A 17,486-nucleotide genomic window follows, 5' to 3' on the forward strand; every position below is an offset into this window, starting at 1 on the left:
TTTGGGGCCTTTTCGGTTTAATCCACAAAATGGTTCAAGATCTTGATGATATTACTCAAGGCACTATTGCTGTGGTAAAAAATTCTCAAGCAAAATACCTGGAAATCCGAACGACGCCAAAAGCAATGGCGGGTAAATCCAGGGATGAGTACATTGATGCTTTTGAAGCCGGATTAAATGCGACAAAAATAGATGCGGCCATCAACAAAACAGCCTATGGCTTATTAAGCCTGGATCGTACTCTTCATTCTGTGGATGATGCAGCAGATTTTATTCAGCGCATATTAATAAGCCCAAACAAAGTATTGGTTGGCCTCGATATTAGTGGTAATCCTTTGGGTAAAAGAACACTTTTTGGTAATGACTTAGCTATGGTTGTCACCATGGCATTAGAGAGTAAGGTCAATATTGCTATTCACATGGGTGAAAGCGACACTGATATTGAAAAACAAGATACAGATGCAGTACTTAATGCCTTGGAACAATGGAAGCAAAAACAGCCAGAGCTGGGTGAAAATCCATTTTTTGGTAAAGTAAGGTTCGGGCATTGCATTTACTTAACACCAAAGCAACAAGAAAAAATTCATACGATTGGACTACCTATTGAAGTTTGCCCAACATGTCATAAAAAACTGAATTGGCATCTTGAAGAAACTCCTCATCCGGTGAGCTCTGTATATGCGGATGTAAATCAAAATCTGGTTATAGGAACTGATGATGATGCTATTTTTGGTGAATCTATGGATAATGAATTTAATAACTTCTTACGGTTTTTCAAAAATGAGAATAATTTATCCAGAAAAGAATTAAAGACACATCATTCTCAATTTAGGTTTAAGATGTAGTACTAGTACAGTATCTAGATAAACTCAAAAAGAGCATTGGAAAAACTCAGTTGGTTTAATTAAATTCTCAAGTTGGTTGGTCGTTCCATTATTCCCCTAGCCCGAATAACCGCGAGGGAGTCGTGGTTATTCGAAGGGCTGTGAGGTGATATTAACTATCAAGAACAATCTGGTTCATTGCGACAAGATTATTGATGATGTCAGCCTGATTAGGTGCGGCTCCTACCAAATCTATCCCTTGGAACATAATGACCTGATCTGTTTTAGTTGCGTTTTCTGAAGGCGCTGCATCGTTAAAATGTCCTTGAGTACTGATGGATAATATTGTTGTATTGGAGTCAGAATCATAATCCAAATGAAGGAAGTTGGTGTAATTACCAATGTGTTCACCTTGTAGTAATTCTGATAAATCGATCTTGTCTTCTGCTGGATTGAAATCGGTGATTACATCAAAATGTGGCATTCCTTCTGTGCCATGATCGTCAGCCTCCCATTTAAAGAGATCCATTCCTGCTCCACCAGTTAATGTATCATCGCCACGACCACCTATTAATACATCATTGCCAGTGAGGCCGGCTAATACATCCTTTCCATCCCCGCCTTCTAATACATCATCGCCACCATTACCAACTAACAAATCATTGCCTGCGTCACCTCTTAATAGATCGTTTCCGTCACCGCCTCTTAAGTTATCAGAACCATTACCTCCAATTAAGGTGTCATTACCGGCGTCACCTACTAATAAATCATTACCATCACCACCAATTAAGGTATCGTCTCCACCATAACCTAGCATATCATCATCACCGAATAACCCTACTAACACATCATTAAGATCTGAGCCAAGAATTAAATCATTACCGGCAGTACCATCTAAGTTATGAATAGCCGAGTCAATTACCGTCAAAGAAAAAATCTGTGTAGGAGACGCGATTGGTTGCCCATCATTTACATCTGAAATTGCAGTTATTGCAATTTCATGCAACCCTTCTGTAAGAGTGCTAATGTACAAAGAATCTAATTGATCTGCTGATATTAACCATGCATTATTCCCTAGTGAGATACCAACAGGATTGCCATAATCGTCAACTGGTGAGTTTACCAAGCCATCCAGCCTGATCTTCAGTTCATTATTTGCAGGGTTAACTACGTTAGCTGATATTTGTAATGGAATTAATGCACCAAGTGCTGCAATCATAGCCGTATGACTAATCGTCAGATCAGGAAGATCTGAGGTTGGTGCTACGGTGAAATTTATCGTATCACTAGTAATGAGTTCACCATCACCATGGTTGCCTTGATCATTAGTTGTCATGGTTAAAGAGTCGGGGCCATGGTAGTCTGTGTTACTTTGATAATTGATGCCTTCGGCAAGTAACGCATTAACAGCATCTATACTGCCTGTGATAATCAGTGGGTTTGCACCATTACCTGAAACGCTAATGCCTGTTGTATCACTGGAAATAATACTCAATGTACCATGTAACACTTGCAGGTTAACGGTGATAGTACCATTCACTTCAGTAGCGTCATCAACCACTTTTAAGCCCATTATTGCAATGACCTGATCTTCGCCTGCGTCAATTGTTGGAGGCAATACATTGATAGGCGCATCATTAACGGGCGTAACATTTAAAGTCAGGGTCGATTCGACAGTACCGCCATTGCCATCCGAGACTGTATAGATAATATCCGGTACTGGCCCATTGAAGTTTAGTACCGGATCAAAGACGTAACTGCCATCGGCATTTATCGTGATGGTTCCAACCCCAGCTATAAGTGTTGATACTCCTGCTGCGTAAGTTCCTGCAATGCCTGCAATAGTGTAACTACTGATAGTTAGAGTGTCGCCATCTACATCAGAAGCGTTATCCAATAAACCGCCTGTGGTTAAAATCGTGTCTTCAATGACGGTATTCGTTTCTCCTTCATCTACAGGGGCATCATTGACTGGAGTGACGTCAATATCTACCGGAATGGTTTTTATTGGTCCAGGAGTTGCTCCATTATCTACAGATTGTACATCGATGCTTAATGAAATATTGCCATTATTATCATTGGGTAAAAAGACAATATCAGATAAGTTCGTTTGATTTACCTCGAAAACCCATATTCCTAAAGCAGGGTTTGACTGGGCGCTTAAATACTGGCCATTAACCCCGGGAGGTAATTCTATTGTTGAACCTACAGGAACGCCATGAACCGTTATTAATAAATGTTCTGGGGCATTTTCTGTTACAGATGGGCTTGAATCGTTGTAGGAATTTGTGTTATCCCGTGTCTGAACGTTAAGGGCGATAGTGATTTCACCATTTTCAATTCCAGTTAGAGTTGAAGACGGGCCAGAGCCAATTAGATCAACCATGTCACTCACCGGTGCAACTTCCACACTAAATGCATGGGTTCCGGCATCTTGTGGTAATGTCGCAAGAGTTTCTTTGGTATATGCAGTTACAGTTAGATCTACTGTACCGCTAAAATTCTCGGGAGGGATTAGTTTAATATTGGATAAATCAAATGTTGCAGTGTTAACGGTAATTTTCCAATCACCATTACCCATGTTTTGTGCATTTCCTACTAAAAATCCATCGGGGACACCATGAATCACCAATGATACAATTTTTTCCGAACCATCAATATCATTAGTACTTACGGTCATTCCAGCAAAACCGATGCCACCATTAACATCCTCATTGCCTACAAACTGATTAGGGCCGCCAAAGCTCACCAAGTCATTAACTGGTATTACATCAAAGCTAAGATCCTTAGTATAGGTAGATGAATCAGTGACTGCATTATCCAAATGGTCAATAGCACTATCGGTAATTCCTGTCAGCACTGATATTGTTACTGTTCCACTAAAATCTTCTGCTGGTTTGAATTTAATATTATTTAAATCGGTCAGAGCTACAGAGACATACCCATTTCCGTCTACAGGAAGAGCAACCCCATTGGCGTCAACTAGTTCACCTTGAGCTGGATTGACTTTTAGTTTTACAAAATCAATCTGTTCACTGCCGTCGTCATCACCAGAGGCTATGTTTAAATTAAGCGTAATGAGTCCATCTTCATACGCTGCATTAGGATAAGTTACCGTTCCGCCTGGTTGCTTATCTCCGTCTAATCCTGTTGTATCAATTACATCGAGGGTAATAGTAGGAGGAATATCAACTATTGGAGTGATATCAACGGGAATAGTTACCGGATTTGCTCCCCTATTCACATCACCACTTTCCATGTTGGTCGCTACCCAATTCACATTAAAGGGCAGGGTTCCAGAGTAATCTTCTGGAGTTTCCAGATACACATCTCCAAGAGTTAAACCACCCATACCATCTGAATGGCCGCTAATAATGTATCTGTCTGTAGTAAAGTCATAAATGACTCCACTTCCTGTTAAGCTAAAACCATCAGGTAAGGGGCCTTGAATCACCAGAGCATAGACATCATCCGGTGTGCCGCCAGTAAGGGTTAACATTTGTTCTAATTGGTCGCCAAAAGTGACATCGATATCTTCTTGACCAATGATAATGTCTGGATTGATAGTTATAACACCAGCTTCAGTAATTTCGCCAGGACCAGAACCTCCATTATCTGTAAACCCTAGCTCAACATTCAGTTGGCGGGTTTCCAGAACACTGGGATCGCCATCATCACTCAGATCCTGAACCTGTACATCTATAGTAACAGTGATAAACCCATCGGCCCCATGTTTGGATATAATCTTTAACTCATCCAGGCCTGATGCTGGTATAATCCAATTACCGATTCCATCATAAACACCACCAACTACCATAAAATCACTTCCTAACCCACTAATTACCATTGTTTGGATGGTTTCAACACTACTGGTATCTAAATCCTGGAAGGATATGTGTCCTTGAGAATTGGGTCCATTTGATAAATCAATAGTAGTACCATTAGCTGACTGAATGACTATTGTTCCTTGTGGATTCGTACTAAATGGTTGCTGATTCGTATCAAGTATTTGCAGATTAGCATCAGACTCAACCACCGCTTTGATATCCAAATGCAGTGTTCCGGTAATGGTATCGCTTATTGTGCCGCCATTTACATCATCCTGACTTACGGTGACAATGGCATTTAAATTGACATCAAGATCTGAGTCTACAGACCCTTGATACTGTATTATGCTATTGCCAGATAAAATAGATTGCAACTGTGATGGGGTAAAGGTGTATGAGGTGACACCAGACGCAATCACTACTCCATTTAATAATAAAGTGCCATTACTTGGGATGTTTTCAAGCGTCAATCCGTTAATATATTCTTGACTATCAGAAAAAGCAGGAGGCATCCAATTCACCGTAACTAACCCATCTTCAAAACCGGTTGAATTTTTGCTGTAGTCTCCTGCATCGATTTCCGGAGTAATATGAACGACTATTTGTTTAGTAAATGAAGCAGAGCGGCCATCATCTTCCGTAACAATTACTTTAGCAGTTAACGTAATATCCGCAGTACTGTTTTTAGGTGGAATGAGTATCAGGTCATTTAATGAATTTAAATTGACTTCATATTTAGGCTGGCCTGCACTATCAGTTCCAACGTAGGTCAAGGTCAGAGTATTACCATCGCTATCTCTTAATTCAGCTCCTACGGGGATACCTGAAATAACCATAGTGAGTGTTTCTGAGTTATCGAGAGGAGCGTATTGTTTTTCACCTGATAAGACATTAAAGTTGAATACGGCTTGTCCGTCTTCTATTATGGTGGTTTCAACTCCATTGGGTATTATTGACCAGTCTGTTCCTGTTACATCAAAATCAGGATTATCAGGTACACCTTTCAGGTTTATATCAATGAATTGTGCCGGGGTTTCTCTGACATCAGTCACTGTTCCTGTGCTAAGTATTGCTGTATCAATAACAACGCCAACTATTTTGAGTGTGAAATCAATATTGCTCTGGGTAACAGGCTGTATCTCTAATGCGGCAAATTGCAGTGTACTGATCTGATAATAATCATTAGCGCTGTCTGTTGCGTCTTTATAATATTGGTAATTTACTGTATGAGTGCCGGTTCCATCGGTGTAAGTTACCGACAGGTTATGTAAACCAGGAGCCAAGCCATCAACATCGAGCTCAACACCATGCAGTTTTAGTTCGGCTCCGTCAGGAATTTGAGATATTCTGATAAAGGTATTTTCGGAACCATCCAGATTATCTGCTATTTTGCTTAAACTGATCACACTGCTCAGATTAATTGCCACATCCTCATCGGAAACAATATAAGGTCTGGCAATATTTAATTTATTGGGATCTGCATCAGGCGATACATCTATGGTTATGATTATTGGTTCAGATTGAGCATATTGTTGTCCAGGAACAAAATTGGCTGCTTCTTTACTTACAGCGATTGCCTCTACCCTGATAATGCCGCTGAAGTCCTGCGCAGGATCTACTTGTACTGAACCGATGTTTGCAGCACTAACTTTCAAATAATTACCCTCCACAGATAAACCTGCGCCTACCAAAGTACCATTTCCTTCGGTTATTTTAATCAGGTAGTAATCAATGCTTTCAGAGCCGTCAGTATCTTGTAATTGAGCTGAAATATTTAAATTAACATTTGTCGAATCTTCAAGAGCAGTTTGGTGTTCTGCAGCAATGACCAGGGGCACATCAGCTATTGCTTTAACGTTAATATTTAATGTGCTGCTAACATCTGCTTTGGGTCCTGAATCAGTATCTATAGTTACTTTAACAGGGAAGCTTATACCTGCCGCAGGCGTTGAATAATCTGCGGTTGGAACAAAGGTGACTCCGTTTAAAGTATAATTGATGTTGTCCGAAGTAGTAAACGCGCTGACTGGAACTACATAATAATTAATGCCACCTTCAGTAGTTATAGCCAATACAGTCCCATTGTAGTAAAAATCGCCATGGGGATTGGCTGGAGCCTGAATTAATACTTTGCCAACTGATTCTCCATTATCAAAGTCACCAATATTTATTTGGATATTAATTGGAATGCCTGCAGCGGAATTAGTGAGGACTTCATTGGCATCACGACCTTGATCTTCTACTCCGGAAGCTGCGGTAATAGTGATGGTGGTGCTTTGATCGGCAATTTTTAAAGTAATTTTAGCACTCGCTATATCACCATCGGTATCGCGAACATTGAAGACAAGTTCTTTATTTAATATTTGTGAATTGTGATTTATATTGGGGTTGCTTACAAAATAGGTAGAACCATCGGCACGGATATATAAAGTGCCGAGTGGTTGAGTATTGCCATTATCATAAATTATAAATTGGTTGTATCCTGTTCCGGAAATGTTGTAGGTAACATTATTAGTAGTATCTTCCACGGAAACAATCTTCCCTGTGTCAGCGCCTTCACGTGCCGCACTAATTAAATCAATTGTTGACGAAATTTTACCTTCAATCATTTCAAAAATGACATCTGAAGCCGATGGGATGTCATCTTGAATGGTGACTGGTAACTTACCAACAGCAATGTTGCTATCACCGTCTGCATCTTTGACATTAACTGTGAATATCATATCCAGCGTATTTTTTCCTTGCTCTACTGGATGGTCTATCGAACCATTTAAAGTGAATGTGTAAGCTCCTGTAGTATTATTCAGAACCAATGTGAATTTGGTAATCGTACTGAATCCTGAATGAATGACACCAATGTAGGTGCTTATTATTACGGCTGATGCTCCGTTGCCAGCTGATGAAACTGAATCTAATACTAAGGTGATAGGAAGACCATCATTAGCAGTCCATGTACCATCAGTATGGTTATTAAAGGCATTAAGATCCAAACTGTAATTTATGACTTTATCACTACCTTGTACAACTGTAATTTGACCAGAGGCTTTTTCACCTGTACCTGTTGGCGTAGAGCCTTGGTGGTTATTTGCAGTGGCATTTATGTCACTTTCTTTTACCAGAATAGGGGGGATAGTATTAATAACTGGAAGGACACCATCAGTGACAGTCGTTATTATGCTGATTGGGATAGTTAATTTGTCGTTATCGCTATCCAACATTTGCACTGGTGTCTTAATGGTAATTGTTTCGCCATTAACGGTTACATATCCTGTGTTATTGCCTGTAGCGACATGATCCAATGGCTTATATTGAGTAAAGGTCACCGATACATCAACATTCTGCCCATTTTGATTCGCAGTTATACTCAGGGTTAAAACTGTATCTGCCCCAATTTTACCCGTTAGAGTATGAGTTGTGCTGTCGTATGTATAAGTAACTGCTTGTCCCCCTGATTTAACTTCGGTAGTGAGTTCACTGATTATTGCAGCAATGACAGTACTATCAATATTAATTGTGTTTGGCAACAGGCGGTCGCTGCCTGCCATAATAGTAGTAGTTTGGGCATTGCTTACCGGGTATCCGGGAGTTCCTGATAGACTTCCTTCTGTTACTGCAAGGTTAACTACATTGCCACCCGCTGGATTATCCCCATCATTAATTTTTAGTGTTAAAGTAGCCGTATCGCTGTCGTTATCACTGTCTGTTGTTGTCACTGTTAATGGTATTTCTAATAAATTAGAGGCCCCTTGATCCAAGGGGCCATAAAGTTTAACTGTGTAATTACCGGCATTGTCTAAAGTAATTTCAGCTACCAGAACAGGGGTATTTGGAATTGCATTATCATAAACTTTAATTGAATGATTGCTAATAGAGGTTGAAGTAGGGTGCCCGTTGCTTGTTAATCCTGATAATCCAACTTGAGTCGCAGCAAAATTAATAGACGTAATCGGATCGCTGCCAATATTTAAATCCATAACACCAGTAACCGTATTATTTCCATCGGTTACTACTGGGGCTGTGGTATTACTCAGATCAGGATTTACCCCGTCAACGATTGTAGTTGTTAATGAAACAGGGGTTGTGAGCAAATCTCCATCAATATCAGTGACCTGGACGTCGAAATTAATAGCGATAGAATTATCCAGAATGATAATACTTCCGCTGCCACCACTGCCGTTACCAGGAATTATATGGGATAAAGGTTGATAAAGGGTAATGTCTTGTTGTAAGGCAAGAGAACCATCTGGTTGTATTACTCCGATGAGTTTTATTTCTAATAATAATTGCCCATTAGCTGATTTTATTGTGATGCTGTCATTCGTTATTGTAGCTGTTACTGCCTCCTGAAGGCCGGTAAGCTGGTTAAAATATTTTATTTCATTACCTATTTCATTGGCTAAGTGAATTTGATCTTGAATTGCCATTGTAGCTAAATCAAAATTATCCGAACCATTATTGGGAATGTTGAGAACCTGACTTAGTATACGGGTCGGATAAGTATTGGGCGATAAATCACCTTCCGTGATAGATGCCCCTAAATTGCCACCTCCAGTGGATGGATCACCATCAGTAATATTAATGAGCAGATTATTTTGTGGGCTGATGTCACCATCACCGTCAATTACGGTGTAGCTTATATTTAATTCCTGGGTGAAATCATGATCAAGATTTCTGTTTGCAATAAAGGTTATACTACCATCACCATGAACGGTTAATTCACCTTTAGATGTTTGAATAGCGTAGGTTATGTCAGGTGTTATATAATAAGTGTTGCCTTCTACAATGATAGAGTTTAAATGACCACCTTCAGCATTTAAATTATAAGCGTTGGCCAAGTTTGTAGAAATTGTGTTCCCTTCAATGACACTTATATTTACATTATCGGGAGTAACGATAGAGTCTGTAATTTTAACAGGTAATAATAAATTAGCAGCATCCCCGTCATCATCTACAGCTTGAATTTTCAGATTTAAGGTTAAAACATCTAACCCTTGTTGGCTGTGATCTACTGGTTTAAATAATTCAAAATTAACTACACCTGCATTATTATTGTTGCTCAAGGTAGCACTCAACACCTCTACACGTGCAGTACCATCGAGATAATATCCCTTTAAAACCCCATTGACGACTTCAAATAAAACATCATGACCGCCAGATTTGATGCCGCTATTTTCTCCAGTGGTATAGTTAAAGGTAATTTGGTTAATTTCATCTGAACCTACATTAATAGAAAAGCTCGCTTGCCCTGTTGCAGAATTGGCGCTGACCGGTTCATTAATCGCTATCTCATCTTGAGTGCTCAGAACAGGATTAGCTCCATCTTCAATGCCAACTTTAACTGTCGCAGGTAAATTCAGATAATCTCCCTCAGAGTCTTGAATCTGCACACCAATATCAATAGTTATCTTGTCGCCTTGTAGGTGGACTAAACCCGTGTTATCTGTTTGGTTATGATCTATAGGGCCATTTAAAGTGATTTTAATGTTGGCATCTGCATTAAGATTATTTGCACTTTGTGCTGCAGTTAATTCAATCACAATAATGGGGTTATCATTGAGTGAACCTGTTATTACATTTCCATCTTGAGTGAAGATCAGAGCTTGGCCATCTACTTTAATTTCTTGTCCAAGCTCAGTCATTAATGCATTGATCTGCAAGGGATCAAAGGTAACTGTTTCGGGTAAGAGTCTGTCGCCACTGCTTTCTAGCATAAAAACAGGTGTAGAGGCTTCGATAGGATAAGTCATTGGATCCAAATCACCCTCTACTAGATTTACTGTTGCTGTAGTATTGTAAGGTTGATTGGCCGCGTCATTAATCTCGATTGTGATTTGCCCCAGGTTACTGATATCTCCGTCTTTATCGGTTGCTAAAACAGGTAAAATCAATTGTGATACGTTGTCTATTTGATCTAATGGGCCAGATAATACTGCTGTATAGCTGCCATCGGGATTAATGGTTACAGTTAATAGTACTTGTCCATTAACCAGGCTTGTTGGATCGTCAACTTTTAATATTAGGATTTTATCATCGTCCTGGATGGAATAACTGGTTTCTTTTTGACCACTGATCAGATTGTTTAAAGAATCCTGCATGGTTTGATTATCGACAAATTTCAATGTCGCAATAGTGTCACTGCCTAAATTTAGTGGTACTTGGCCTGTTTGTGTCTGAACCGTCAGATTTTCTGTAAAGGTTATATGGTCAGCTCCTAATGCTGGAGGGCTGCCATCTTTGATGGTCACATTAAGGTTAACCGGATTATCTAATGGGCTGCCGTCACTGTCTTGAGCTTGCAGGGTTAAATCAATCTGTATGCCTGTACCGTCTTGACGCACCAGACCGTTACTGTCTCCACCAACCTGGTGATCTAAGGGGTGATATTGAACCAGAGTTACATTTACTTGCAAATCTTTACCCACATTAACCGAGCTAATCGTCATCTGAAAAACAACATTATTTTGACTGTCAGTAGCTGTTAGCGTAATAACCCCATTAATGTTACTCTGAGTCAGGGTTAATGGAGAGCCATTGGATGATAATTCATTATGAATTTCGTTAATAATCGCATTCAGGGTATGTTCTTCAATGATAAGACTTCCTGGCTCCAGTTGATCAACCCCTGCTTCAATAGGAAATTGAAGATTGGTTGTCACAGGGTAGTTGCCTGTAATCGCATCTAAATCACCCTCAACAGCAATAAATTCGGCGGTAGTACCGCCAGCGGGATTTGCCCCATCACCAATGGTTATTTGGATGTTTCCAATGACACTGTCATTATCTGCATCAATGGCCTTAACAGGGATTAATAAAGTGATTTCATCATTTAGAGGTTGATCAATAGATTCAAAGACCGTAAGAGTATAAGTAGGTTTATGGGTTTGCTCTACATTGGGTGTTACTTCTGAAAGCTGTAAGGTAAATATAACCTGATCAGAGCCTGCTACTCGGCCTGTGATTAAATGTCCGTTATTGCTCAGTTCAAACACTAGCGGATTGCCATTGGATGTGAGCCCAACACTTTGTAACAGAGAAAGCACATTATCATTAAACACTAAATCTTTTGCCAGGTCTGTATTAAAATCAACATCTATTACACCCTGAATAGGCACACTTAGTAATGGATTATCCTTAAGCTGTATTGCGTCAATTGAATTGAGAAAGGGAGCATCATCTTCGAAATGGATTTTACTGCCAATGTCTAGTGAGGCTGCAGATATATCTCCAGAGCTATCAGTAAGAGTCAAGGTGACTTTTATTAAGCCTGTGAGGTCAATACTTTCATCCGCTGAATTAGGATCTGGATGATACATTCCATGGTATTGAACTACCGTAATTTTGCCGCTGGTTTCGTCAATTCCAATTGCAAAAATGACCTTATCACCACTACGGCCTACAATTCGGTTATCTTCTAATGCGAGGCTAATTCGAGAACCATCACTGGCACGTAGAGTGGATTCTGCGTCACCAAGTGATAATGAATAGGCGGATTGCACCATGTTGGCCGGTTGGTTGAACTGTGAGCCGGCACCTGAAACCAGCATCCCTTCCGCAAAGCCAATAACTGTACCATAATTAAACGGATCGGTTACTCCAACCTGGTCTGCTGCATTCAAATCTCCATTTCTGACTGTGAGCGATTCATCTACGCCCAAAACGACATCTGTAAAGGATAAAGATGCTTCTGGTTTTAAATCGCTATACCATTGAACACCAAATTCTTCTATTTCATTGCCAAACGCAGAAGATAGGCCTCGTGTTGCAAAACCTGCGGTGACAAGTCCTTGGCCATAATATGGATCGACAATAAACGCAGTTCCTCCGCTACCAAGAACGTCTGCGCCTGCCGCAGTTGGATCGAGATTTTCTATAAATTTGAGCATGTCGAAGTTTTTTTCAGGAGACTTGGCTATAAATTGATTTAACAACGTGGAATCTGGTTTTAATGGGGAAAAGCCATTAAGTACAAAAGGCGAATTAACAGCCAAATATATAGGCAAACCATCTATAAGGTTAATTTGAGATGAGCCACTGAGCAATACTAACGAATCACCCGGATTAAGAGGTGCTCCTTGTTTAATAAAACGAGTTGTACCATCATTATTTATTTTAGCTAAAAGACCATCAAGTAATTGAACTACACCAGCCAACGCTTGAACTATCATAATAAATCCTGGGTAAACTGATTAATTTAAAATCCAGACGAATCAAACTGTTGAAAAACTGCCCTGTTTCTATTGAGTATAGAAGAAATACCCTCAGATAAAGCATAAAACAGTAGATTGAGTGTTTTGTTTAAGCAAAAAATTGTAACAATACTGTTAATTTAATGTTAATTACTCGCAAATATGCGGCATTCATTAAGGTTTAGACGTTTTGTAAGGGAGAGTAAACGGAGTGCGATTAACGGATCGCAGACTCCGTTCTCAAGTGTTGTCATTTAATATGGCAGGGAATAATTATCTACCTCTTACTCCCAATAATTCCTTTTTTTTCGGCTCATATCGCTTGTGTTTCTCCTGAACCCTGTTTGACAAGATAAACTTAAGTGAATCAGGTAATAACGAGGGGCTACCCGCAGATGCTGCTCGAAATCTTCCTTCATCAGCATACGGATTGGTATCCATGGGGCTAAAAAGTACTGACGTAATTACTTCAGGATAGCTCCAGATACTTCCCGAATCAGTGCTAAGCGCTAATAATGGACGCTGTCTCCCGTCATCGTCCACATAAGTGCCTGCTGCAATGCAAGTGGTTTCATTGCAGCTCGCACTATTAAATTCCCCAGAGTAAAAAGGGTAAGTATTTAAAGGGGTAAATACTGGAGTTGTAATTGGGACTGAGTAGCTCCAGGTACTGCCGGAATCCTTGCTTAAGGCCAACAATGGCTGTATATCATTACTAGTGTTTCTAAAGCTTCCTGTTGCAATACAAATACTGTTATTGCAACTCACGTCAGTAAAACCTCCTGACGTAAAAGAACTGATGGTCAATTCTGGTGTTGTAATTGACTCCGGAAAACTCCAGGTATCGCCTGCGTTATTAGTCAAAGCTAATAAAGGTCTCTTTACGTCACTGGTATCTATATAGAAGCCTACTGCAACACAAAGATCGCCCTTGCAACTAACACTCGCAAAAGAACCACTGGCAAACGGATAAGGACTTGCGGGGCTAAAAACCGGGGCTGTAATTTCAGCATAATTCCAGGTATCTCCAGAATTTTTAGTCAATGCTAATAACGGTCGAAATATGTCATTAGTATCAACATAATCCCCTACGGCAATACAGGTGTTTCCATTGCACGTTACTCTCGTAAAATATCCATAGTTTTTATAATCACTATATGTTGGTGAAGTAATTGACGCGGGGAAACTCCAGGTGCTTCCTGAGTCTTTGCTTACAGCTAGTAACGGTCTGGCGTTACTGCTTTGATCATTATAGTATCCACCTGTAATACAAAGAGTTCCATTACAACTCGAACTTACCAAACCACCATCGGCAAAAGGATAGGTATCTGCGGGGGTAAATATCGGCGACGTTAGTGATTCAGGATACTTCCAGGTAGCTCCTGAGTCCTGAGTTAACGCGAGCAAAGGGCGCTTAATATTATTCATATCTTCATATTCGCCTGCTGCAATACAGGTGTTGCTACTACAACTGGCACTGCTTAAGAAGCCGAGAAAAAAAAGATTGTCGGTAAATTCTGGTGACGTAATTGATTTCGGATAGCTCCAGGTAATACCAGAATTGTTACTCAATGCTAATAATGGATGGAGTTCATCGGCTATTACCGTCTTATACCCTGGACCGCATTCTCCTGTACAATAGGAGCCTGCAGCGATGCAAATGTTGCCGTTGCAACTCGTACTATTAAACTCACCGAAGTCAGTAAACGGGTAGGCAGTAAATTCCGGTGCATTTATATATTGTGGGTAGGTCCAATTATTGCCTGAATCCTGGCTTGCAACTAATAGTGGTCGTTGTATTCCTTCTCCATCATTGTAGTAACCTGCCGCAACTAGAGGAGCTATTACAGGATCTACTACGTTTGATAACGTTATATGTATTTTTTCATCCTCACAAGGGCCGTAAGAAATCGCACTACTGTTGGAAAACAGAGGTCTGTAAGTGGCCGTTGTGCTTTTAGAAGCATCAAATAGTGTTCCATCAATCTGAAAAGCAAAATAACAGTGTCCATTTGGAGGAAGCGAAAATGAATTGGGATCTCTATTGGGCTGGTTGTAGTTTGTGCAATCTGGCTGATTAATTGATTGTGTTCTGGTTATATAAGAGAGGGTAGGAAGAGCCCATAACCAGGTTCTTTCCGGCGGCCTGCCTATATTGTCCTTTATTTCATATTCAACTACCGCAACCTGTCCTTTGGCAATGGTTATATTATTGGTGCCTTTACCGGATGATAGGTTGATGTCTATCGGAGAAATTCCTGCTGCATTCAATGGGTTGTTAAACAGAAATACTGCAGTTGCACATAAAAAATAAGGTGTTTTACTCATGTAGTTTTTCATTCTTGTATCCTTACGCAAGCCAGGTAATATTAAACAATAACCCATTAGTATGCAGGTGGTTTAAGGCCAAGCCATTGCTCCCACTGGGTTGGGCAGGAGCACCTGCCAGACGACTTTTGCCCCAATCTGCGAACTCATAACCAAGGCCGATTTGCCAATGCTCAGACACTATTCGCTGAACTCCTGCACCGAGAGTATAAGTGAGTGCTGTAGTGCTATGAGTAGGGAAAAGAACAGTTGGTAGTGGCTCTGTTTCACAAATGAGTGGAGTTTCCTTGTAGCTGGCTGCTTTATTGCGCCCTATACCAATACTGGCACTAATCCAGGGTTTGAGTAAGTTACTGGCATTTACGAGCAGTTTTCCTTTGAGGGCAATGCGGTGATGCTGGAGAGTATAGCTGTGGGTGTAATCATAAAATCTGGGATCTTCAAACTCCCAAATATCTCCTGATAATTTTAGTTTTGAGGCCACCGCAACTTCGACGCCTAGCTGACCTTCAACCCTGGGGTTCAGTAGACGTTGTCTTCCTATGAACAGTTCGCCTTCTGTTAATGCATGGGTCTTCTTGTTTGCAGTGTATGTCCTACTTAATTCATCACTAAAATATAAAGACTGTAAAGCACCACCTGTTGCCCAAATGGGGCCAGCACTTAATGTCAGCACATTACTCCATGTCTTCATCGTGGTGGTTGGTCCCATCGTGCCTGCCTGAGTTATAGAGGCAAGAGTCATAGAGAGGAACCCAATAATAGGTCTTTTTTTAATCATTCCGCATCCTTTTCGTATGTATTTTATGTGTAAAATAGTCAGACTTAAAATCTGTCAAGAACATCTTTAAGAAGAAAGATAATCCGCCGCAATTTATTAAAAATGATATTTTACAATGGGTTTGTTTGGCTTTACCTAGGGTGGATTGTTCAATAATCTGGGGGACAAGTAAATATTTTTTTGCATTATTGTAAATTAGTATATGAAAATCGTCTGTTTTAAGCACACATTTACATAAAAAATACAGGCATTGATATTAAGAGAGACAGGAGGGCTATAACTATTGTTTTGTTCCGTATTAACATACATGAGATGGTTCCAAATCGAGATGAGTGGAAATTAAGCAATCCGCCGGACTTCTTTGAGATGTTGATATATGCTCCGAACCAGAGCAAACGCATCTAAACAAAGATGATTGATTCAAATTGTCTGCGTTTATCCTGGATCAGAACAACATAACTTGCTGTAAAATAATGAGAATGTTATTCTTTTCAGGTGAAAAATAATACGATTTTTCTTTTAAACCTCTGAATTCATTAAAAAGGATTTTTATGAACATTAAAGCAATACTATGTACAGCAGTACTCATTATTTCGTCTCATGTGCATGCTATTCATTTATTTCAGTTGAGTAAAGAGCCCTTGATCATAAATCAATGCCCGATTTCGTCAACTGATAACTTACTGGACCTTGCATTGCTCAATAAAGGTTATTTTGTTGTATCTCATGGCAAAAGAGTAAGTGAGCATTTGTTTACTCGTTTTGGTCGAATGTCACTAGATAGCAAAGAGTATATACGAAATATGAATGGGGAATATTTACTTGGCATATCTAAAAAGCCAGGCTCTAATCATTTGAGTAAAATCAAAATCCCATTAAAACCGTCAACTCCTCAAATAACTCGTAAAGTTGATATCAGTATAAATTTACCTGCTACAGCTAATAAAGAATATTTGAGCAGTACGATTATCTACGATGCTTTGTCAGGCACACATATCCTGACTATTCGATTTGAGAAAATTAGGGAGCTTACCTGGAGTTCTCGTGTTTTTATTGATGATATTGAACAGGATCAAGGTACTTTGATCTTTAAACCTTCCGGAATATTAAGTGAACAAATAGGATTCGAGCATGTTAATTGGCCTGAGGACGGATTAAATAAGCTTAATCTTAATTTTAAACACAGCACTCAGTATGCAGAACCTTATTCCATTAATTTTATTCGAGCAGATGGCCATTCTATGGGGCACCTGGCTGGTTTAGGCATTTCTGATTCAGGTGATATTGTTTTATATTACACTAATGGTCAACATCGAATACTAAAACGAATTGCAGTGGCTTTTTTTACAAATCCAGAATATTTAACTCATGTTATGAGTCATTTATATAGGCCAACAGAGAAATCAGGGATGCCAGGCATTCATTGGGCAAATAGTGATTATTCTATGATGAGCAACGCTCTTGAGGAGCAATCGTGTTGAGTAGAACAAATATTCTTTAATTGTCATTACGTTAACGTGAATAATATATGCTCCCCTAA

At 39.8% G+C, this 17,486-nt stretch carries 5 protein-coding genes; 2 read left to right on the forward strand and 3 right to left on the reverse strand.

Translation table 11 applies throughout. The annotated features are described in order from the left end of the window. A partial coding sequence (locus Q0495_RS08830; RefSeq protein ID WP_298625101.1) for a hypothetical protein occupies nt 1-845 on the forward strand: 845 nt, incomplete at its 5' end. A 151-nt stretch (nt 846-996) separates the two neighbouring features. On the opposite strand, the gene Q0495_RS08835 is transcribed toward Q0495_RS08830, so the two are convergent. From Q0495_RS08835 to Q0495_RS08845, 3 genes are all read right to left on the reverse strand, one after another. Beyond that, on the reverse strand, nt 997-12,816 hold the full coding sequence (locus Q0495_RS08835) for a DUF5801 repeats-in-toxin domain-containing protein (protein ID WP_298625103.1): 11,820 nt from the start codon (nt 12,814-12,816) through the stop codon (nt 997-999). 294 nt (nt 12,817-13,110) lie between these two features. Further along, nucleotides 13,111-15,177: a sialidase family protein gene (locus tag Q0495_RS08840; protein WP_298625105.1), complete on the reverse strand. Its 2,067-nt coding sequence runs from the start codon at nt 15,175-15,177 to the stop codon at nt 13,111-13,113. A gap of 10 nt (nt 15,178-15,187) precedes the next feature. Further along, a complete protein-coding gene (locus Q0495_RS08845; protein ID WP_298625107.1) occupies nt 15,188-15,946 on the reverse strand; it encodes a porin family protein in 759 nt (252 codons plus the stop codon). A gap of 551 nt (nt 15,947-16,497) precedes the next feature. Between Q0495_RS08845 and Q0495_RS08850 the strand changes: the two genes are divergently transcribed. Further along, nucleotides 16,498-17,427, forward strand: a complete 930-nt coding sequence (locus tag Q0495_RS08850) for a flagellar hook-basal body complex protein (RefSeq protein WP_298625109.1) — start codon at nt 16,498-16,500, stop codon at nt 17,425-17,427. The last annotated feature ends 59 nt before the right edge of the window (nt 17,428-17,486 follow it).

Origin of the sequence: uncultured Legionella sp., assembly GCF_937871865.1 — a bacterium.
GTDB lineage: Bacteria > Pseudomonadota > Gammaproteobacteria > Legionellales > Legionellaceae > Legionella.